This is a genomic window from Butyrivibrio sp. AE3006, from assembly GCF_000424165.1.
Classification (GTDB): Bacteria; Bacillota; Clostridia; order Lachnospirales; family Lachnospiraceae; genus Butyrivibrio.
The window spans coordinates 126,860-148,731 of sequence record NZ_AUJJ01000009.1 but is presented as its reverse complement, the minus strand read 5'-3'; the positions used below and the strand labels follow the sequence as shown (position 1 = coordinate 148,731).

Here is a 21,872-nt window from a genome sequence, read left to right as displayed (position 1 = left end):
CGTTAACTTTTCCACTTTCCATAGAATCCAAGATAAGCCTTCTTACTTATCTTAAACAGTAAAACCTTCAGCTTATAGCCTGCTGACAATCTGCTAAAGCCCTTTCCAATATGCTCTGCACTGTCAATCATCTCTCTGCAGGATATTAGCGCCATATTTATCAGATCCCTGTCAGCGCTTTCTTTTGATGCATCATCCATGCAGGCGATTTTACCTGCAACGAGCATTGCTGACATCATCTGAATCTCGGAGAGTCTGTCATAGGCGACTGTGCTGAATTTGTGACCGCTTCCTTTAAGGAGCTTTTCGGCTTCTCTCCAACAGGTCAGCTGATCTAAATAGCTCTCCTTAAAGCTCTTTTTCATGGCTCCCTGATCGTTATCAAGATAGTCATACAAAACAGGTGTTACAAATGCTGCTATAGTCGCATCACCTGTTTTTAATGCCAGCTCTGTAAGAAAGAGCATATCTTCTCCTATTGTGAGACCCTCTTTGAATTTAACACCGGCTGTTTTTACCGCCTCTGCAAGAAAAAGCTTTCCCCATACGTGAGTATCTCTGTAGAGAATTGCTTTTTCGATGTAATCATAACCGCTGAGGGCACTTTCAAAGTTGCCCTCCATCATGTCTGCTATCGGTGCATTTGAAGACTTCGCTGTTTCAAAGAGCTTTTGAATATACTCCTTCTGAACCGTATCATCTGAATCCACAAAGGAAATATATCTGCCCTCTGCGCGTTTCATTCCCACATTCCTTGCGTGGGATACGCCAAAATTCTTCGTATGAACTACAATCAAAGTCTCGCCACTTAGCCTGTCACATAAATCAGAGCTTCCATCTGATGATCCATCATCCACCAGGATAATCTGAGAAACTCCATGCAAATTATTTACTTCTTCCCAGTATGACAGCGCTTCCCTGACAGAAGATACACACTTCTCCAGGGATTCAATAGCCTGATAGACGGGTATTATTATACTTATCTCAATACTCTGTCCATTCATCTCTGTCCACTCCAACAAGTGTATTAAAGCCATAATACTCTGCCATCATAACATTTACCCAGTACTGCCAGTCCTCGGTAATATCGCAGTCATAGGCAGATGAGTATTTGGTCTCAAACTGTGGTCTAAGCTTAGGCACAACCACATCCTTTTCCCCGGTCTTGGCATATTCCTCAAGATATGCATATCTTTCCTGCTCTTCTCTGTATATCCTGGCAAGACTTGCGCCGCTTGAAAGATAAGTAAAAAACATGTAAAGGCAGGCAATATAAATAACGGACCTACGTATAACCTCTGTCCAGTCAGGACCGTCATAGGTATAATTAAAGGCCTGCACTACAGCGATTATGAGGAAAATACCCGCACCAAAAAGCGCTCTGCTCTGCGGAGTAACAGTCAACACAAGGCTATAGGTGGTGATAAGAGAAAGAGCTGCAAATAAGAGCACATCATATATCTGCTCAAAGCTTTTCCCGTATACCCTCAAAAATACAATCAGAACTATCAGCACCGCCAGAAGAACAAACATCTCATCCCTTACAACAAGGGTGATATTTAAAAATCTTGCAGCCATGCCCAAAATACCGCTATGAAGTTCCTCTCTGTATGCAGCTCTAAGCGCATTACCGGGAGCAAGAACCATCATTGCCAAACCTGCTATATTTCCAAGTATGGCAAAGATCATCCATATCTTTACTTTTTTCTCCTTTTTGTAATACAGGTATGTAAAGAACAATATGAACAAAAGACATCCACCGCTGGTGTTCTCATTGCACCATCCCGCAATGATTCCGAATACGAAAAGTCCAGCAGCCTTAAGATAAGCCTTATCATCAGCTCCGCCTTCCAAAAGCTTTTCAACATTTTTTCTAAAACAGGTCATAAAGCCCAGAATTATTGTGGTGGTCAAAAGATAGTTGCAGGCTCCGGTCTCCCAAAGAATGGTCTGAGCAAAGGATATTCCAAAAATCCAAAGGAGCAAAACTATAAGCACATAGCCCAAAACATCATATTTAGTTTTTCTGCGAATATTACTGTAGATAAGACGAGTCAGCACTGTAAAAGCGCAGGCTGCAAGAATATTGAAAAAGATCCTGTTTCCTGACAGAAAATGATAATCGATATACATGATGATGCGGGCCATAAGATGGGCCACGGAACGTCCGGTCCAGCGAAGATACTGGGCCTTCTCCTGAGCAAAAAGATCAAAAAATGAACCTGCCTTTTTTACCTCAGATAAATATCCCATATCATCCATCATCATCGGAGTGAGAAATTCATATATAAGAATAGAGATAAAGCAAAGTATTGTAGCAGCATTAAAAAGACCGGCAGATACACCCATCTTTTCTTTCTTTTTCATTTCTGAATTTGCTGCCATTTACCTGCTCCCCCCAAAAACATTATCTAAATCTGAATCCGGTCTCAACGACAAAGGCCATAAACCTTCCCGGATGTCTCATTAATAAATATAATAAATGATTAACCTTGTTTTTTACAACAAGAGGTGTTTTCATAACCCGTGCCTTGATATTGTAATCGGAAAGCAGCTTAAGGATTCTTCCCGTAGTGTCAGGAGCACTGTTCTTTAATTCATTCTTTATCTGGAACATGAAAAGAAAAAGATTTTCTTTTTCAATAAGCTCTTCTGCATCAGGACCATCGTATTTATCAGCAAAGACTTTTCTGACTGCATCCATAAGATATTCAATATTATCATTCAGCCCTGCATCATACCCATGGGCCATGGACTCATCATTGTAGTAATAATGATAGTAGCAGGCATCCTTCATAACATAGATACGAGTTGCATCGAGAATTGCAGGAAGCATGATATTCATATCCTCCCCCATCCTGACTCTCTTATCGCAGTACACCATATTATCAGTAATGAGCTCTCTGCTGGTGAGCTTCATACATCTGGACATTGTGATGATCCTGTTCTCATTGCCAAGGATTCTTTTTTTTATCTCTTTGTCCAGGGTTTCTCCTGTGTATTCACCCGGAGCTGCTCCATGATAAATAGGATCAAGCTTGCCGTTGTCATGCTCAAAAAGGCAGTTGCTGCAGATAATCTCTCCCTTACCACGGATATACGATGCCATGTCAGAAATCATCTCGTTTTCTATCCAGTCATCGCTATCTACAAAACACAGATATGCTCCGGTAGATATCTCTACTCCTGCCATCCAAGCGCTCATGAGGCCGCCGTTTTCTTTATGTATAACTCTTATTCTGTCATCGCGGGCTGCAAATTCATCGCACATAGCGCCGCTCCTGTCCTTGGAGCCATCGTCAACAAGTATTATCTCCAGATTCTCGTAAGTCTGGTTGATAATACTATTTACGCACTTATTAAGATAAGCCTCTGCTCCATACACAGGCACAATGACACTTATGAGCTCTTTTGCCATATATATTATATTTCCTCCCGGTAAAAGATTATTCTGCGCCTCTTCCGAACAATACTACTCCCACGGTCTTAATAAGAATTCTTATATCAAGCGCAAGGGACCAGTTATCAATATACTGAAGGTCAAGCTTAACAACATCATCAAAATCATCGATATCGCTTCTTCCGCTGACCTGCCACATACCGGTAAGTCCTGGCGTCATACTGATTCTTCTGCGATAATACTGATTATATTCCTCAAATTCCTTCTCAGTGGGCGGTCTTGTTCCAACAAGGCTCATGTCACCCTTAAGAATATTCCAGAACTGAGGAAGCTCGTCGATACTGGTCTTTCTGATAAAAGAGCCAACCTTGGTAACTCTGGGATCATCCTTCATCTTGAACATAAGACCACTCATCTCATTCTGATCCTGAAGCTCTTCCTTGATCTTCTCAGCATCAGTACGCATACTTCTGAATTTATAGATTCTAAAGCGTCTTCCGTTTCTGCCGATCCTGACCTGTGAAAAGAATACCGGGCCCGGAGAATCAAGCTTAATTGCCAGAGCAACAAAAGGAGTGACTACAGCAGTAATCGCAAGTCCCACAAGAGCACCAAGAATGTCCATGGCTCTCTTTAAAATAAGGGCTCTGTAGCGTCCTGTTCCGTTCATATATGATACAACTGAATAGGTTCCAAAGGTTCCCACCTCTGTACTTCCTGAAATACCGGGAAGTTCTATACAATAGTGAACTGTAACGCCCATATCTCCCAAAGCTTCTATCATATCATTAAGAGCTTTTTGGGAAATATTCGGAGTATGTATGAACACCTCGTCAAGAGGAATAGATGTAACCTTCTCTATGAAATCGTCTTTGTTTGAAATGACTTCTACTCCTCTTATAACCTCTCCTGTCATATCCTCATCAAGACACACTGCACCTACTATTGAATAGTTGATCTCAATTCTGTGCTGAAGATGCCTGATGGTTGACATGAGATTCTCTTTTTCAGACAGCACCAAAAGTTTAACCGCTGAATCTCCGCTCTTCCAATAGGTTTTCAGCATACTTCTGAAAAGCTGGTGAAACAAAAGTGTCATCAGATAATCTATGATTCCAAAATAGAACATAACAAGACGTGAAAACTGTTCTGCCAGCTGCAATCCATATGCGATTGCAATTGTTCCGATAATTAAAGCAATCTCATATTTGAAAACAGCTGTACCTTCACGCCAAACCGTTCTTTTAATAAAATCTCTGTTGTAATCAAGTGCGAAGTTGTATACGGTACCAACAAGTATCAGCACGATACAGATATAGAAATGGGTAGACTTATCCCTCATATCTCTGAAGTTAAAATATCTGACATAGGTCGCAATAACAAATGATAGTCCTATTGCGATCATATCTATTCCCCAAAGTAGATACGTCAATAAATACTTATCTTTCCCCTGCATCTTTTTCCTCCCGACATGCTAAGAATATGTAAGCCCCCCAAATCATAAGCATGAAATTCCTGCCGATATATGACGAAACAAACGTCGCCTCTACTATTGTATATAAAAACATCGAAACAAGCATCACAAAAGTGTCGTAATCCTTTTGTCTGTACATTCTGTAAAGCAGAATAAAAAGAATCACTGTCACGATGATACCTGGTATTATTCCATACCAGTAAAACAGCCTAACCCATCCCATATCAAAATACGTCTCACCGCTGTTGGAATCTCCAAACAACGTCCAGCTTGAAATCGTGCCCTTATGTTCAGGTGTGTTCCCATAAAAAGCTATAATACGTCCGGTAAGCATCCTGTCAATTGCTGCAGAAAAACTGAAGGGATTTTCGAAAGCATACTGACTTACAGCTGCTGCAACAACAGATAAAACTACAGACAATCCGCTTACAGCAACGCCAATAGCATAATAAATCCCCGGCTTCTCATCATCTGATAAAAGCGACGGAATAAGACCTATCAACATAAATATGATTATAAAAAAACCGGTCTTTGAATCCGTAAAAACAAACAGCAATATATTCAGTACAAGGATTATACTGCCTGCTATCTTCCTCTTTTTCCTGCTTTCATCCTTAAGGAGATACATCACAAGCATGGACAGAGCAAACAATACACTGTGAACCGTATTGGGATGCCCAAATCCAAAGGAATACCTGGTCTCAGTTCCAACTGACCTTCCAAAATAATCCGTGATGCTTATATTGCCGTAAATTCCTGTAAGTGCTGCCACAAAGATAGCCGCATATCCGATAAAGCTTACTGTAAAAAAGTAGTTAAGGGCCTTTTTAATATTCACTCCCTTACAGGAAATCACAAACATCGACACTCTTAGAAGGTCATTGTTCCCACATACCCTGTAACAAAAAAATGTAAAAACTGCGGTTATGCCGATAGCAATCCACTCTTTTGCAGAATACTCCGTCAGCAGAATAACCACCATTGTCATCAGAAATGTAGCCCTGAAAACATAACTTGGAGTAGACAACGGCAGATCGCTTCTCTCATAAATCGCCATAAGAAGTTCTGTGGTAAGCATCAGATAAAATACAAAATTCCTGATGGGCGAAAACCGCGATATAAAGTTATTATATCTTGAAGTAATACTCATAAACCGCCTATCTATGCCTCAGAGTCCTTAAAATTTTGTGGTATGCCTTTCTGCAAAATCTTCCAACTGTAATATCAAACTTATGGGTAAATCTCATAAAAGGTGTAATCACCGGCATATACAGATGTCTGTACTCATCGAGATGTTCTCTCAAATATCCGGGATAGGTTTCATCCACTTCAACTCTTGTAAATCGGGCATCTCTTCCAAAAATATCTCTTCCAAGGATCAGATGATCCATGGTCTCAGCCAGGACTTCTCTGTCGTTATACTCCTGGTGGGCCGCAGCCTTAACCTTAACACCGATCCTTTTTACAGGATTGGATTCCTTATAGCCGCCCATATATCCAAAATGCCAGCCTCCGTCAGCAACTCTCACAGAGCGCTCATCCGTAGGCGGAACCAGATCTCTTAGTCTTACTATACCCTCATCCGGGATATTCTCTATATTGCAGACCTTGGTTCCAAGCCATTTCCTCTCGGAAACAGGTATCTCCGGGAATTCTCCCGTGATAGATAAAAGCTTACCCGATGACTCCTCCATATTCAGGAATGCATAAAAATTCCTCTGGGCAAGGTGATAAACCTTTGTTTTATCAAAGTGCTCTATTATATCCGTAAGCACCTTGGGATTAGGGATCTCATCGCAGTCTCCGAAGATTATCACATCATCCGGGGCCGCGTCCTTAAGCCCCTGTAGCAAGTTGTTCTTTTGAAAATAATCCCTTTCATGGGTAACCTCAAAATCTCTGTCTTCAGAAACCACAATATATTCTATCTTATCAAGGAACTTCGAAAACTTCTCTTTGTTCTTTTCAAAGCAAAGCTCCTTTGGCTGTCCTGAAAAGGTGGTTGTTGCTTCCTCGATTATAAACTTGTCCACGTAAGGGTCAAGTACATTCAGACGAAGCTGTAGTATATCTATTTCATTAAAAAAAGGTATCAGATCATAGACCATGTTTCTCTCTCCAGCTCTTCGTCCTTCTCCAGAAAAGCAGCGGTCTTACCGCCATCTTAAATCGCTTATAAGGGCTGTAGAACCTTGGATAGTCCCCATTTTCGCCTCTCCACTTATGGAATGCAAAGGGTGTTATGCCTGCATTCTCAGGAAGATTGTGCTCTCTTGCAAAATAAATCGCTTCCTCAAGGGGTGCTATCTGTATGCCCTCCTGCTCCATCTCTTTTTTCAGATGACAGCAGATAAAAATGTCTTCATTGTAAAATCCATCATCCACTGGAACCCACTCGCAGTTGTGCTTTGCAGGGTATTCCATAAGTCTCTTTGATCTGATGGATACGGAATTCCCAACCCTGCAGATATTGCCGTCAGCATCTCTGTAGGCATAATCGTTCTCAGGCAGCGGCCAGGGGGATCCTATATAGTCATAATCAAGGAATGAGTCCCTCCACTTATCAGGATTAATTACAAAACCATCTGCGTGGACTATAAGGGCAAATTCCGTATTTATATGCTCATGCAGCTCATAAGTCATCTTATAATTGAACTTATCTATGCTGTCGAGCTTTGATGTATAACTGAATCTGATACCGGCAGGCAGATAAAAGGGCTTTTTATCAGAGATAAAAACCACATCGCCAAACTCGATATCCTTCATACTGTACTTAAGCGCCTGAACAGTCTCGTAGACATTTACGCTGGTCATGGCAGCCAAAGTAACATTCTTCAGCGTTAGCTTTTTCAACTTACAAATCTCCGTTTCACGGTTTCCAGGTCTTGATTATTCCAAGCCTTCGCTCCAAGGACCTGACTATCTTCTTTAGGTAGAATACGCCGTAGAGGCATTTTCTTCTGATGATCTGACAATAATATCTGATCTTCCCGGGACGCTCATTTCTTCTGGCATAGAGTCTTGACCTCTTTTTATACTCAGCCAGCTCTTTCCTGCACTCATCAGCCTCCCAGATTCTGCCCTTCTTATCCTGATAATGCAAGAAGCTGTAAATGTTCTGCTCCGATGACCAGAATCCATCGGATACATTATGCCTTGCCCAGTACTTGGGAGCAATTGCATACTTAAGCTCTGTGCTGCTAAGCACGGGCATTATGGAAAATGATGAGTTGGACAAAATAAGGTATCTGGCGTTTTTTATCGTCACATAATCCTTGCCCATATCAAAATGGTGGCACTCATACTCAGGAAGAACCTTCTTTGCGGCTTCCTCGTCCTCTGTGACTATCATAAATCTCATTGCGGGATTTATCTTTTTCATATTTTTTATAGCATTTAAAAAATACGATCTGTCCAGATAAAGCTCCGGATGGTCAGTGTATTCTCCGCCGCGGATGTTTATGATGCAAAGATCATCAGCGGTATATTCATAAGACTCAGCTTCTTCTTTTACATGGAGCCATTCACGAATCTTGTCCCTGTACTTTTCAAAGTAGCTCTCATCCTGCATATTGCCGTAAATAAGAGTGTTATCGGACACCTCGAAAAGCCTCGGATCCGCCCCTGATATATAGCAGCCATTGGCCATATCGTGCTTGGAATTACCCATGTAAAGACGATCGTCCTGCTCATTTACTATTTTATATTTGCATTTATCTTCAGCAGGTATCTCTGTGCCAAGGTCAATGTCCATAAAGTACATTCCGCGCTTGGAATGAAAAACATTTCCTACCTGCCCCGGATTTATAAAGCCGAAATCAACGCCCTTCTCCATGGCTATACATCTTGTGGTCACATAGAAGAAAAGCTGATTGCCAAGGCCGTAACCCGGTATAAATTCTGTTCCTATCATATTCTGCAATCACCCGTGAATAATGGTCTTACCTTCAAGGCTCGACTCTACTATCTTCTGATCTTTTACCTCGTAGATAATGTCGCACTTCTCAATGGTATTAAGTCTGTGAGCGATGATAACCATGGTTTTTTTACCATGGAAACTGTTAACCGCCTCCATAACTGCTGCCTCTGTCTCGTTATCAAGAGCACTTGTAGCTTCATCAAAAACAAGAATCTCAGGGTTGTGGTAAAGAGCCCTTGCGATTCCGATACGCTGTCTCTGACCGCCGGAAAGTCTTACACCTCTGTCACCGATCTTGGTATCAAGACCCTCGGGAAGACTCTTGATGAAATCTTCAAGCTGAGCCTCTCTGCAGACCTCCCAGATTCTCTCATCACTTATTTCTGCTGCATCTATACCAAATGCAATATTGTCTCTTATTGATTCATCAATAAGGTAGATGCTCTGCGGAATGTATCCAACCTGAGCAAGCCAGGATTCGTAATTACTGAAAATGTTCTTGCCATCACAGAGGATCTCGCCCTCTTTTACATGCAAAAGTCCAAGTAAAATATCAACGATTGTGGATTTTCCGGCTCCTGATGAGCCCATGATTCCTACGGATTTACCCCTGGGAACCATCATATCCGCGCCGGTGAAAATGTTCTTTTCAGCATCGGGATATGCAAAAGTAATATTCTTAAGCTCGATCTTATCTTCAAGCTTTATGGCAGGACCTGCGATTGCCATTCTCTCAGCAGCCATCTTTTTATCTGACTTCATGGACTCTGTGAGATTGTTGTAAACGAAGTCAAGGCTTGGCTCCTCGTAAGCAATCTGCGTAATGTAGGTGTTGATGCGGTTGGCACTTGGCATAAGTCTTACTGCAGCAACACCAAAGGCTGTGAGCTGTGTGATGAGAAGCTTCACATCACCGCCGCCAATTATGTAAATCATGATGTAGCTAAGGACAGCCACCATGAAAACAGTCTCAATAAGAAGTCTTGGCAAATTGTTGAGCACGGTGTAGTCTCTTGCGGTCTCAGCACCGATTTTGCCTGACTCATAGTAGTTTCTTATAAAGAAGTCCTGTCTGTTTAAGACCTTTACATCCTTAAGTCCGTAGATAGCCTGAATTCTCCACTTGGCAATCCTTGACTGGATATTCTGATTCTTTTTACCAATGCTGTTCATCCTGGGCTTGATAAGCTTTGTACTAAGAAGCGTCATTAGCCCAAGTACAACGATTATCAGAAGTGCCATCTGCCAGTTGGTATAGATAAGATATATTCCAAGGAATAAGGAAACAACTCCCTCTGTTGCCAGACCCAAAAGCGCCAGCATAAGAGAAAATGTGTGCGGTATATCGCTATCCGTTATTCTAAATACCGTAGGTATATCCGCACCGAGGTAATCCTCATAGGGTCTGTTTAAAAACTCTCGCATAACCCTTGAAATCATGTCGTTTCTTGTTTTTGCTATAAAAGTGTTCTGCTGATAAGTAAGATAAAGAAGATATGCGTTCTTAACAATATAGATAACTATCAGGAATGCAAGTATCGCACATATCTGTCTTTTTTCGGTATTAAGTCCCATCCCATAAGCTATATTTGCAAGCAAGGGGGCTTTGTCCATGGCCTTTTGAAGGGACTCGGGATCAAGAATCACACTGACAACGGGAACCATCATTCCAACACTGAATGTCTCGAAGACGCCTCCCACAAGTATCATAAATCCAAGAAGTACCAGATACTTCTTTTGTTTTGTATCAAAAATATAATTGATCTTCTGAAAAAGATTAAGGTTCTCCGCCTTATTTTCAGAGGGTTTTCCTAAACTCATATAACTCCTTAAATGTCAGATGGAATAACATCCATGCAAAGACATATATCTTCACACTTTAATCATTCGCTCTGTATAAATATCCTCCATGGGCTTGTTGTTAAGCCACTTCGGAGGCACAAGTATCGTCTTCTCCGGTGCATCATTCATCCATGCACTCCACCAGCTAAAGCTTGAATTTGCAAGGATATGGTGCTTGCAAAGACTCATCAAAAGAAGATCCGCTACGTCTTCCTTCTCTTCACCGGTCTCTACATAGTGGAATCTATCGCCTGATACATGGGTCTCGTACCATTCATTATCATTTGAAAAAATGAAAAACTCTACATCCGGATACTTACTGATAAGTGTGTCGATGGCTCTCTTGTAGTAGTCATCATCACAAATTCCGCCGAAGGTCTCCACTGTTCCGGGCTCTAAGTAATCGCCTCTTCTTACATGGATGCTGGCAGAATTACTCTGCAGGATCTGTCTGTATATCTCCCAGGATTTGGATGTGGTAAGACAGTCCTCAGGCTTAATCTCAAATTCTCTTTTGAGCCTTGAAAGGACATTCCTGTCTGTAAAGTACTTATCAGACTGGAAGTAACCGTTAAGGTATGCTGTGTCCATTTCAAGAACCTTGGGGTCAAAATTACCTGTATTGTCCTGATATTCTGCGGACTTTCTTCCGAATAATTTTCTTTTGATCCTGCTAAGAAGGTCCATATGAGCATCAGTAATCTCAACTACTTCCTCATCTGTGGCCGTATCATAAGTGATCCCAAACAGGTCAAAAAGGACGGGATCTCTTTGCGGATCATCCTTAAAACCATTTACCTCGTCGATTTTAACTTCTTTTCCAAGTGCCTTGAGCTGCAGGTAAAGGGCATACTGGAACATCTGATTTCCAAGACCGCCTTTTAGCCTTATTATTATCATTTTTTGTGTCCCCCACTAAACTTTTGACGTAAAGGCAAAACTACCCCCTCATTCAGATCCATGAACAGATCGTAAAACTTGGGGTTCTTTAAAAATAATTCCATTCTCATTTTCTGGTGCGGATCAGCTATATCACATGAAAATACCCTGTACATCTGATTTGCACAGGTTCTGATCTCCTCTGCCAGAGGCTCCATGAATTTCTTTTTTTCTCCGGTCTTATCTCTTCTGGCTTCGGTATATAAAAGCAGAAGCTTCTTGTAGACCATGTAATCATGGCTTGCAGCAAGGTCGCGCCTTCCGATCTCCTCAAGGAGCTCACTCCTTGCATGATACGAAGGAATCTGCTCTGTGAGAATCTCTTTTCTTAGGCCTGCGCCCATGGCCCCACCTTTTCTGTTTATTATATAATGATACAAAGGCGTGTCAATATATGCCACTTTCTTCACTTTTGCGAGAACCCTTGCTGAAAAAAGGATATCCTCGTAGTATCTCTGAATGGGAAAAGAGGTCTCGTCCAGAAGCTCGGCTTTATAGAGCTTATTCCAGGGAGCATTTCTGATGACTATATCATCGCTCTCCTCAACATAATTCTTAAGAGCTTCTTCCCCAGTAAGTTCAAGGAGTCGTACTCCTCTCTCTACTATCTCCTTTGCTTTTCCGTCATCCTTAATATGAACAAGTCCCTTTTTCCTATAGGTCCTGGTCTTTTTCAGATCTTCCTGACTGTCTTCAAAATATCTGCAAACAGAAAGCTCGGCGTCTGCAGTTACCATGGCACTAAGCATATACTCGTACATGTAGGGCTCTATGTAATCATCGCCGTCCACAAAGCCGATGTACTGTCCATGGGCAATCTTTATGCCTTCATTCCTTGCTATAGCAGCTCCGCCGTTTGTCTGATGAACCACAACGATTCTCTCATCAAGAGTCTTATAGTGGTCGCAGATATTACCAGTGTTATCCCTTGCGCCGTCATCGATGAGGATTATCTCAAGATTCCTGTAGGTCTGCGCCATTATGGATTCTATGCATCTTGGCAAAAATTCCTCCACATTGTAACAGGCAACTATTACGGATATAAGCGTATTCTGTTTTATTATGGGAATCTCTTCCATGTAATGATTTTTCTCTTCCATTTATGCGCCTACATTTAATCTAATTAGTTATTTTCCGAAAGCCACTGCTCAAACATCAAAATATACCAGATAAGAGGCTGCCACTGTCCGTCCTCATCGGCAAAATTCTTCCATACCTTAGCTACTGCCTCGGGATTAAGGAAGCCTTCTCTTTGAAGCTTTTCTGCAGAAATCATGTCTTCTGCCCACTGACGGAGCTCCTTTTCCTTAAGCCACTTGGCAACAGGTATTGAAAAGCCCTTCTTTGGTCTGTCCACCAGCTCTCTTGGTACATGTCTGTAAAGTACATCTCTAAGTACCATCTTACCGGTACCTGTGTTTTTATCTCTAAGAAGTGATAGCGGCAGACTCCATGCAAACTCCATTACATCCCTGTCAAGCATTGGTATTCTGCTCTCTAAGGAAACTGTCATGCCGGATCTGTCCACCTTAACAAGTATATCATCGGGATGATACATCCTCATATCCATAAGCATTATATCATGATTTACTTCCCTAAGTCCGTCACCCTCGGCAAGACTTAGCTTATAGGGAGGCATACTCTTTTCTCTTGCGATATTAAGAGCACCGGGGACCATCTCGAACTGGATTCTGTAGAGATCCTCCGGGCTTCTTGCCTGAAGGAGCTTTGCCTTATCTCTGAAAACACCATCCCTCTTAGCAGCTCTTGAATGCTGAAGCATTTTTCCTGCGCCGTATCTCATGCCGCCGGGAATATTCTTCATCTTATTCCATATTCTCTGAACGGATTCATAGGATCTGTAGCCGCAAAACAGCTCATCTCCGCCGTCACCTGAAAGGGATACTGTTACATGGTCCCTTGTCATCTTACTTACAAGATATGTGGGAATCTGTGATGAATCAGCAAAGGGCTCACCGTATATTGATGGAAGCTTTGGAATAACAGCCTTGGCATCTGCTTCTGTGATATAAAGCTCTGTGTGCTCTGTTCCAAGGTGCTTTGCAATCTCCTTTGCAACCTCAGCTTCGTTATATTTTGGATCCTCCATTCCTATGGTGAAGGTCTTAACCTTTCCCTCAGCAACCTCCTGCATAAGGGATACCACAGTACTTGAATCTATTCCCGCTGATAAAAAAGCACCAACAGGCACATCAGATACCAACTGTCCCTTTATGGACTCCTTTAAAAGGCGCTCCAACTCATCTGCTGCCTCATCAGCAGTACCTTTGAAAAGATTCTCCTGACCTTTTCTTGCAACCTCTGTTATGTCGTAGTAGGTTTCAAACCTGTACTCGCCACCGGATCTCTGTATTCCTGTGAGCTTTCCTTCGTCATCATCCTCATGAACGGGCCTGAAATATGAAAAAGGCGCTGTGATACGAAGTATGGTTCCCGGCTCAAGCTTATAGATATCATGGTAAATCGTATAAGGTGCAGGAATATAGCCATGAACAAAGTACAGGTTCAGGGCTTCCTCAAATATCCTGTTCTTAAAGCCTTCTATGGCTCTAATAGCAGAAATCTCAGAAGCAAAAACAAAATTGCCATTTACAAAGCCGTAGTAAAGGGGCTTTTCTCCAATCCTGTCCCTTGCAAGGCAAAGCTCATGGGTCTCAAGATCATAAACCGCAAGAGCAAACATTCCTTTGCAGAATTTCAAAGTCTCACTAAGCCCTAAATGCTCAATAGCTTCAAGTAAAACCTCTGTGTCGGAGGTTCCTCTGAAGGCTGTAACAAAGCCCTTTCCCATAAGAAGGTCTGAGAGCTTATCGGCGTTGTAGATCTCGCCGTTATACACGATTACATACTTCCCGCTCTTTGAGCGCATGGGCTGGGATCCGTTTGAAGATAAATCTCTTATGGACAGTCTTCTGTGTCCAAGCCACACCATATCATCGGGGCTGTTCCAGATATCTCCGCTGTCAGGACCTCTGTGAAGAAGTCTGTCATTCATTCTTTTGATATTCTTTTCAGCATCGCCGCTATATCCGCAAAGTCCAGCTATTCCGCACATAGAATTCCTTTCATGGTTCCTTCGTTATTTGCCAATCATCTTATTATAATCAAATGCTTCAAGAAGCTCTTTCTCAGCAGCAAAATATTCATCCGCATTTTCTTTGGTGATCCTGTTTATGTACTGACCGCCTTCTGAGAGTTCCTCTGCTGCTATCTTCTCTATTATCCAGTCGTTAACTGAGGGTTCATAGTGTCCCCTGTCTCTGTATCTGTCAAGATCTGAAGTAATATCTGTATTCATAGTAAAGCTGTAGACATGGATATTGTCGCATTCAAGCATCATCTGTGTCGCAAGCTTTTTATATTCAAGCTCCTTATCAAGCTCACCTGCCTCTAACAGTCCTCCGAAATATGCCATTGAATATGGAGGATAAAAATACAAAAACGTGGTCTCCGGATGCTTTCTTGCAAGCTCTACAACATTCTCTTCCATGTTCCCTTTAAGAAGCGCTATCTCCTCATCAGATACAGGCAGTATGCTCTCAGGTTCGCCATATTTTTCTCTGCCCTCAAGAACTGCCCCTATTCCATAGATATAATTTACCGCAGAATAGCTGTATTCATCAAAGCTGGTATGGCCTCCCGGTTCGCCTTTTATAAATCTGTAAAGCACGGGAAGAGAATACCTTAGAAAAGCATCCTTGTTCAAAAGATATTTTACATCATCAAAGGGATTATTATTAGTCAGATACTCAGGATACTCGCCCATATCAAGCCTCAGTTCATCCTTATCCCTTACAAGCAGCGTATAATCAAGTGACCTTAGCACATACCTTGGGCTGTGACCTGTTTTATATGCTACCTCCAGATTATCGTCTATCTCTTTATAGGTAGCACCTGAATATGTAACCTTTATGGAGTTTGTCCCAAAAAGCTCATCAAACATCGATGCCCTGAAATTCTCAGCCATTGAGGTTCCTGTAATAATGGCGTCATAGTCAAAGTGTTTGGTTATGCCATCATTCTGGGATCTCTGGTCATTCAGAATATAGTAAAAGCTTTCATTTGGTTTTCTGTAATGGAAAAAAGGATCTGTCCAAAAGACACATCCGGCGATGGCCAGGAGCGCTATAACACTCGCTATCAATATGGAAATAAACCATCTTTTTCCAGTCATATCAGTTTACACTCCATGTTCACACACAAACTATAGGCGAACATCTAGAAATTGAAATACAAAAATGTTGAAACAGAGCTAAGAGAAATAACACAGGTCACAATAAGTACCCAGGTAAAAGCAAGGGATGATACCTTAAACTCATATTTTCTCTCATAATTATTCTTAAATAGCAGGCACAGGCAAAGAGCAAGTACCATCATAATAAACATACAAGCTAAAAGTACAGCGTGGTCTTCTGCGGAAAGTCCTATGGCAGACATCACATATCTAAAGCGCGGTATACGGAAGGCTTCAAGCATGCCATCTCTCACATCAAGATTAAGAACGAAGAGACGCTTTAATATCTGTACCCACTCTGTAACAGAATTTGCTCTAAAGAGGAGCCATGTCACATTTAAGAATGCAAAGGTTACGATCCACTGAACTGTTTTTATGAGAGCTGCACCTGCTTTTCCAAGGAAGCTCTTAGAAACAGCATTATACACAGCTTCGTAAATACCATGAGTAAGCTTATTAAAGCATTGTGCCAGTCCGTGAAGTATTCCCCATAAAATGAAGGTCCAGTTGGCACCGTGCCAAATTCCGCTGATGGTGAATACGATCATTATATTTAAATAGGTTCTAAGCTTACCCTTTCTGTTTCCTCCAAGAGGAATATATATGTAGGTTGTAAGGAACCTTGTCAGTGTCTTATGCCAGCGTTTCCAGAAATCTGCAACGGACAGGGCCTTGTAGGGCGAATTGAAATTCATGGGAATCTTTAAGTTAAACATAGACCCCAGGCCTGTAGCCATGTCACTGTAACCGCTAAAATCAAAGTAGATCTGGAAGGTATAGGACAGCATCAAAATGATGATCTCTGCTCTTGTGAGAGCGCCTTCTCCCACCTGAACTACAGCTGCCTGTGCAAAAGCCCAGTCTACTGCTTTACCGAAGGTGTCTGCAATAAGAACCTTTTTAGCAAGACCTCTTGAAAAAAGCATTATGCCCTTGGACAGATTATCAAAATTAACCCTGTGTCTGGTCTTATCCCTGAACTGAGGAATCAGCTCAGAATGAAGCACGATAGGTCCTGCCACAAGCTGCGGGAAAAAGGACACAAAAAGCGCATATTCCAAAAAGGAATAGCCTACGGCCTCCCCTTTGTATGCATCCACGATAAATGATATCTGCTGAAAGGTAAAAAAGCTGATGCCAAGGGGCAAGACTATTGTCCTTAAAACAAAGTCTGTCTTAAAGGCATCGTTTAGATTCTGTAAAAAGAAATTGTAATATTTAAAATAGAAAATAAGTCCGACGTTAAATAAAAGTCCCAAAATAAGATAGGGCCTGCGGGATTTTGCAGTCTGCATTTTCTTATACAAAAGGAAATTCACGCAGATACTGCTGCAGATTATCACAAGATATGATGCGTTGAAATATCCGTAAAACCACAGGGACATAAGAAGAAGATAGCCTTTAGCCTCTTTTTCTCTATCAAAATGGTTCAGTAAATAATACCCAAGGCAAGTGATGGGCAAAAAGAACAATATGAAAATAAAAGAATTAAATTGCACTTTTCCTTATCTTAGCCTTTCAATAATTTAAGTATCTCTCATCAGTCCTTCAAAATACTCTTTCCACTGGGAATTGATCTTTTCAGGACTGTAATCCTTCCTTACTGCCAGGGCAGCATCTGCCATAGCTTCGCTCTTTTTTGCATCACTTATAAGACTCCTAAGTGCCTTAGTGAGACTATCCTCCATGGCGGAATCCTCACCCATTGGAATAAGTATACCATTTTCACCATCTCTTATAAGGTCTCTTGGACCACCGCAGGGGCAGTCTGTGGATATACAGGCAAGTCCCATGGACATGGCTTCAATGAGGGCATTTGGCATACCCTCCTGCTTAGATGTCAGAACAAAAATCTTCGCATCACGAATTTTATCCGCAACGCCGCTGACATTCCCCATGAAAACGATGCGGTTTCCATCTGTATGGTCATCGCTTGAGCCGCTTGTTCCTGCGCTTCTGGCGGCTTCTATCCCGGCAGCTTCCTTCTCAAACTTCTGCCTTGATGGGCCATCTCCGTAGATAACAAGCTTGTACTGGGGAAACTCATCCATGATCTTCCCAAAGGCTCTTATCAAAAGTATCTGGTTCTTGTTATCATCAAGTCTTCCGACTGAGACAATGATATTTTCCCTGTCGGAAAAGGATACTGTTTCACCCTTCATAAAGGATGGATTGACTGAATTTGGAAGTATCCTGCACTTTTTCCTGATGCTGTCCTTAAAATACTCAGCAGCTCCCGTTGTCTGCACCACAACGCCTGCTGCCCTTGGAAAGAGCATGTTCATTGCAAGATTAAGTCCCTTGGAAGCGTATTCTCTTGAAGGGTTTGATCTTACGGATACGACCACAGGAATTCCAAGGCCTCTTGCCGAGTAAATCGCCATGCAGTTATTTTTTCCAAGAAAAGAAAGGATAAGGTCAGGCTTTAAGCTCTTCCAGGTATCTCTTAATTTCTTTACTCTGTTTCTGAAATTCGCTACTCTTTTGCCCTTTTCATCGGGCATAAGAGCCGTGAAAACTCTGTCTATTCCCGGCTCCTCAGAAGATTTCATACGGACTGTTTTTATGTGCTCGTCCATATTCAGAACTTCGATGATGCGTCCTGATTCGACTTCCTTGCCCTGTTCAGTTACAGGCTCCCACTTTCTGTCCGCAACTTCATACTCATCATCCGCAAGGTATGTGGTCACAAACGTAACCTGATAGCCCGCATTATAAAAATACTCTGCAAGGTTACACATAACGCGCTCGGCACCGCCCTTATTGAGGGATCCGATATACATTGCTATATGCTTTTTTCCTGGATCCATATTTGCGGACATAAATACCTCTCGTTAACTTTGGTAGATATGCTTCTCATACCACTGCTGAAATATGAAAAAGCTCCATGCGATATTGGAGAAATTGGCACCGCTGCCAAAGCCTCCATCTCCTTTTGCAAGAAAATCTCTTATAAAACCGGATGCGTATGTCGCATCAAAAATTCCCTGATTTTTAAGAAAGCTCTCATTACTGTAATCAATGAGCCTGTCCTTAAGAGGACCCCGAAGCCACTTATCCATCGGAACACTAAAGCCCTTCTTTGGTCTGTCCAAAAGCTCTCTTGGGATATAGTCATAGGCGATATCCTTAAGGATATATTTTTTCACGCCGTCTTTATATTTAAATTCATGAGGAATTCGGAAGCTGTACTCCATAACCTCCGTATCCATAATAGGGCATCTGCACTCAAGAGAGTACTTCATAGCTGCCCTATCCATCTTGACCAGAATGTCGCTTGGAAGATATGTATCCATATCAAGGAGCATCCTTCGAACCTGCCAGTTGTCCACGTCATAGTAAGACTCAACGGGATACTTACAGGGGAAAACACCATCCCTTAGGAAATCCCTGCTCATATACTGTGCATATGTCATCCTCTGATCCATCTCTTCTCTGCCGGAAATAAAGGCATGGGCTGCAGGGATATATTTGGGTGCAGAAACTTGCGTCTTAGTCTCAGGATCTCTGTTATCAGCAACTGCCTGAACGCTGTAGGGAAACTTTCTAAGAAGCTTCTCATTACCAAGCGGAATCTGACCAACGGCATTAACTATAGCTCCTATACCATCAAGCTTCCTAGCCTGTACTGCTCTGTCATAGATATTGTAGCCGCAGTAGAATTCATCTCCGCCATCCCCGGAAAGGGCCACAGTCACTTTCTGCCTCGCAAGCTTACACACCAGCATAGTAGGGATCTCTGACTCATCTGCAAAGGGTTCATCAAAATACTGAGGAATGCTGTCCACAAGCTCGATCATCTCTGATTCATCTATATAAAGCTCTGTGTGCTCGGTGCCAAGGTGATTGGCAACCTTCGCTGCATACTCAGCTTCGTTATACTCGGGAACATTAAAGCCTATACTGAAGGTCTTTACAGGGCTCTCAGAATTCTCCTGGGCAAGAGCCGTTATAAGTGATGAGTCATAGCCACCTGATAAAAATGTTCCAAGGGGCACATCTGCAATCATCCTGTCAGCTACAGACTTCTTAAGGCGCTTTTTAAGACCTTCCTTGGCTTCCTCGTAGCTTTCTACCTTTTTATTTACATTATCTTTATAAGCATCCCTGATGCTCCAATATTTTTCCTTAGTGATATTTCCCTGATTGAAAATAACAAGCTGCCCCGGTTCAACCTGATAAACGTTCTCAAAAATGGTCTCCGGTGCATTTATATACTGCTGATAGAGGTATCTTGGAATGATGGATGTTCTTATCTGTCCCTTAAAGCCCGGGCACTTCATTATGGGCTTAAGCTCTGAACCGAATACGATGTTGCCATCTTCAAGCCAATAATACAGTGGCTTTTTACCTATCCTGTCTCTTGCAAAAAGAACGTCCTGATTTTCTCTGTCGTAAAGAGCTATGGAAAACATTCCATGGATGTGCCTTACAAAATCTCTGCCCCATTTAAGATAAGAAGCCAGAATAACCTCTGTATCACAGGTTGATTTGTAAGGATAATCCGAAAGTTGCTTTTTCAGCTCCCGGTAATTATAAATCTCTCCATTAAAAACGACAGAAATCCTGCCATCTGTCGTGGTCATTGGCTGATGTCCAAGGGGTGACAGATCCAGGATTGAAAGTCTTCTCTGAGCAAAGCCTATTATGTAGCCATCCTTACCGGGATACAACTCGACGCCGCTATCATCGGGTCCTCTGTGTATTATGGTGTCATTCATGGCACGCAGCTCATCTTCTGTTATTCTGTTTTTGGAAATATATCCGCAGATTCCGCACATAGGCGCTCCTTCTATGTATTATCCTTTAAATATGTTATACTACTCTTACTTTTTTAGCAAACGACTTTTCAGTTGCCATCTTGCCGGCGATGATAAAATATCTGTACCGGTCAAGATGGTAACAGCAGCGAATATCAATTGAGGTTATCATGGATAGAAAAATCAAAGTTCTTCACATTGTGGGAGCTATGTACCCAGGAGGGATGGAAAACTTCATAATGAATATCTATGAGAACATAGATAAGGAACGGTTTCAGTTTGATTTTGCTGTTCATGACGTGAGAAACGGAGGTTATGACGATCTCATCCGAGAAATGGGCGGCAAGGTTTACCAGCTCCCAAGGATGACAAGTCATCCAATACAGAATCTCAAAAAGCTGGGGAATATTGTAAACGCTGAAGGATATGACATTGTTATAAGGCATACCGCCAATGCGCTTGTTGCTCCTCAGCTTATGGTAGCGAAAAAGGCGGGGTCAATAACGGTTTGTCATTCACATAATGAGACTGATCCCAAGAAGCTTGCACATTTCCTAAGCAGACCTATTCTTATTAAGAACACTGATGTAAGACTTGCATGCTCAGAAAATGCAGGTAAGTGGATGTATGGAGATAAGAGCTTTAAGATAATTAACAACGCTATCGATCTTAATAAATTTGAATTCAGGAATGAATACAGAGATCAGATAATTCATGAATTTAACCTTGAAGGCAAGCATATCTACGGCCATATTGCAAACTTCATCGCATCCAAGAACCACTCTTTCCTTATTGATGTATTTGCTAAGATCGCCGAGAAAGACGATAAAGCTATACTTATATGCCTTGGCGAAGGGGACCTTAAACCGGACATTCTGGAAAAAATAAAATCCCTTAATCTTGTTACAAAGGTTATCCTGACCGGAATCCGCCATGATGCACAGGCTTTCTTTTCAGCCTTCGACGTGATGATATTCCCTTCGCTGTTTGAGGGACTTCCGCTGACTCTTATCGAGGCGCAGGTTAGTGGTCTCCCAATGCTGATATCTGATACCATCACACCAAATGTATCTGTTACAGATGGGCTTATCACAAGAAAATCTCTTTCTGATTCAGCAGAGAGCTGGGCTGATGAAGCCATAAGTATAAGGAAAGAAAAAGAGACGGCAGACAGATCCTGTCAGCGTGAGTCCATTCGTTCACATGGCTACGACCTTGAGCAGCTCGTCAGCTGGTATGAGGATTTCCTGTCAGATCTAGTAAAAAACAAGGGGCAACATTAA

At 42.0% G+C, this 21,872-nt stretch carries 17 protein-coding genes; 1 reads left to right on the top strand and 16 read right to left on the bottom strand.

Annotated features, from left to right (window positions below):
* Positions 1 to 2 precede the first annotated feature (2 nt).
* Genes G603_RS21365 through asnB (G603_RS0105960) form a run of 16 tightly spaced genes read right to left on the bottom strand, consistent with a single transcriptional unit; the run spans position 3 to position 20,610 of the window.
* Entirely contained in the window at positions 3 to 1,004 is a 1,002-nt protein-coding gene (locus tag G603_RS21365; protein WP_026669637.1) for a glycosyltransferase, read from the bottom strand.
* The gene (locus G603_RS0106030; RefSeq protein ID WP_026669636.1) at positions 985 to 2,385 is read right to left on the bottom strand and encodes a DUF3329 domain-containing protein; all 1,401 of its coding nucleotides are present in this window, start codon (positions 2,383 to 2,385) and stop codon (positions 985 to 987) included. The genes G603_RS21365 and G603_RS0106030 overlap by 20 nt, the downstream gene beginning before the upstream one ends.
* A gap of 22 nt (positions 2,386 to 2,407) precedes the next feature.
* Positions 2,408 to 3,418, bottom strand: coding sequence for a glycosyltransferase family 2 protein (locus G603_RS21360; protein WP_051207540.1), 1,011 nt, complete (start codon positions 3,416 to 3,418; stop codon positions 2,408 to 2,410).
* A 28-nt stretch (positions 3,419 to 3,446) separates the two neighbouring features.
* The gene (locus G603_RS0106020) at positions 3,447 to 4,856 is read right to left on the bottom strand and encodes a sugar transferase (protein WP_026669635.1); all 1,410 of its coding nucleotides are present in this window, start codon (positions 4,854 to 4,856) and stop codon (positions 3,447 to 3,449) included.
* Positions 4,840 to 6,024: a hypothetical protein gene (locus tag G603_RS0106015; protein ID WP_026669634.1), complete on the bottom strand. Its 1,185-nt coding sequence runs from the start codon at positions 6,022 to 6,024 to the stop codon at positions 4,840 to 4,842. Before G603_RS0106015 ends, G603_RS0106020 begins: the two co-directional genes overlap by 17 nt.
* 7 nt (positions 6,025 to 6,031) lie before the next feature.
* Entirely contained in the window at positions 6,032 to 6,982 is a 951-nt protein-coding gene (locus G603_RS0106010) for a glycosyl transferase GT17 family protein (RefSeq protein ID WP_026669633.1), read from the bottom strand.
* Complete coding sequence (locus tag G603_RS19425; protein ID WP_242834842.1) at positions 6,972 to 7,727, bottom strand: DUF5672 family protein; 756 nt, start codon at positions 7,725 to 7,727, stop codon at positions 6,972 to 6,974. The genes G603_RS0106010 and G603_RS19425 overlap by 11 nt, the downstream gene beginning before the upstream one ends.
* 16 nt (positions 7,728 to 7,743) lie before the next feature.
* On the bottom strand, positions 7,744 to 8,787 hold the full coding sequence (locus tag G603_RS0106000) for an alpha-1,2-fucosyltransferase (protein WP_026669632.1): 1,044 nt from the start codon (positions 8,785 to 8,787) through the stop codon (positions 7,744 to 7,746).
* Positions 8,788 to 8,796: 9 nt separating this feature from the next.
* Positions 8,797 to 10,614: an ABC transporter ATP-binding protein gene (locus G603_RS0105995; protein WP_026669631.1), complete on the bottom strand. Its 1,818-nt coding sequence runs from the start codon at positions 10,612 to 10,614 to the stop codon at positions 8,797 to 8,799.
* A gap of 51 nt (positions 10,615 to 10,665) precedes the next feature.
* Complete coding sequence (locus G603_RS0105990; RefSeq protein ID WP_026669630.1) at positions 10,666 to 11,535, bottom strand: alpha-1,2-fucosyltransferase; 870 nt, start codon at positions 11,533 to 11,535, stop codon at positions 10,666 to 10,668.
* A complete protein-coding gene (locus G603_RS21355) occupies positions 11,532 to 12,674 on the bottom strand; it encodes a glycosyltransferase family 2 protein (protein ID WP_051197916.1) in 1,143 nt (380 codons plus the stop codon). Before G603_RS21355 ends, G603_RS0105990 begins: the two co-directional genes overlap by 4 nt.
* A gap of 23 nt (positions 12,675 to 12,697) precedes the next feature.
* The gene (asnB, locus tag G603_RS0105980) at positions 12,698 to 14,650 is read right to left on the bottom strand and encodes an asparagine synthase (glutamine-hydrolyzing) (protein WP_026669629.1); all 1,953 of its coding nucleotides are present in this window, start codon (positions 14,648 to 14,650) and stop codon (positions 12,698 to 12,700) included.
* Between the two features lie 24 nt (positions 14,651 to 14,674).
* A complete protein-coding gene (locus G603_RS0105975; RefSeq protein WP_026669628.1) occupies positions 14,675 to 15,769 on the bottom strand; it encodes a hypothetical protein in 1,095 nt (364 codons plus the stop codon).
* A gap of 44 nt (positions 15,770 to 15,813) precedes the next feature.
* A complete protein-coding gene (locus G603_RS0105970) occupies positions 15,814 to 17,328 on the bottom strand; it encodes an MBOAT family O-acyltransferase (protein ID WP_026669627.1) in 1,515 nt (504 codons plus the stop codon).
* Between the two features lie 27 nt (positions 17,329 to 17,355).
* Entirely contained in the window at positions 17,356 to 18,651 is a 1,296-nt protein-coding gene (locus G603_RS0105965) for a glycosyltransferase (RefSeq protein ID WP_026669626.1), read from the bottom strand.
* A 12-nt stretch (positions 18,652 to 18,663) separates the two neighbouring features.
* On the bottom strand, positions 18,664 to 20,610 hold the full coding sequence (gene asnB, locus G603_RS0105960; RefSeq protein ID WP_026669625.1) for an asparagine synthase (glutamine-hydrolyzing): 1,947 nt from the start codon (positions 20,608 to 20,610) through the stop codon (positions 18,664 to 18,666).
* Positions 20,611 to 20,759: 149 nt separating this feature from the next.
* Here asnB (G603_RS0105960) and G603_RS0105955 point away from each other — a divergent pair, with 149 nt between their 5' ends.
* Positions 20,760 to 21,872: a glycosyltransferase family 1 protein gene (locus G603_RS0105955; RefSeq protein ID WP_026669624.1), complete on the top strand. Its 1,113-nt coding sequence runs from the start codon at positions 20,760 to 20,762 to the stop codon at positions 21,870 to 21,872.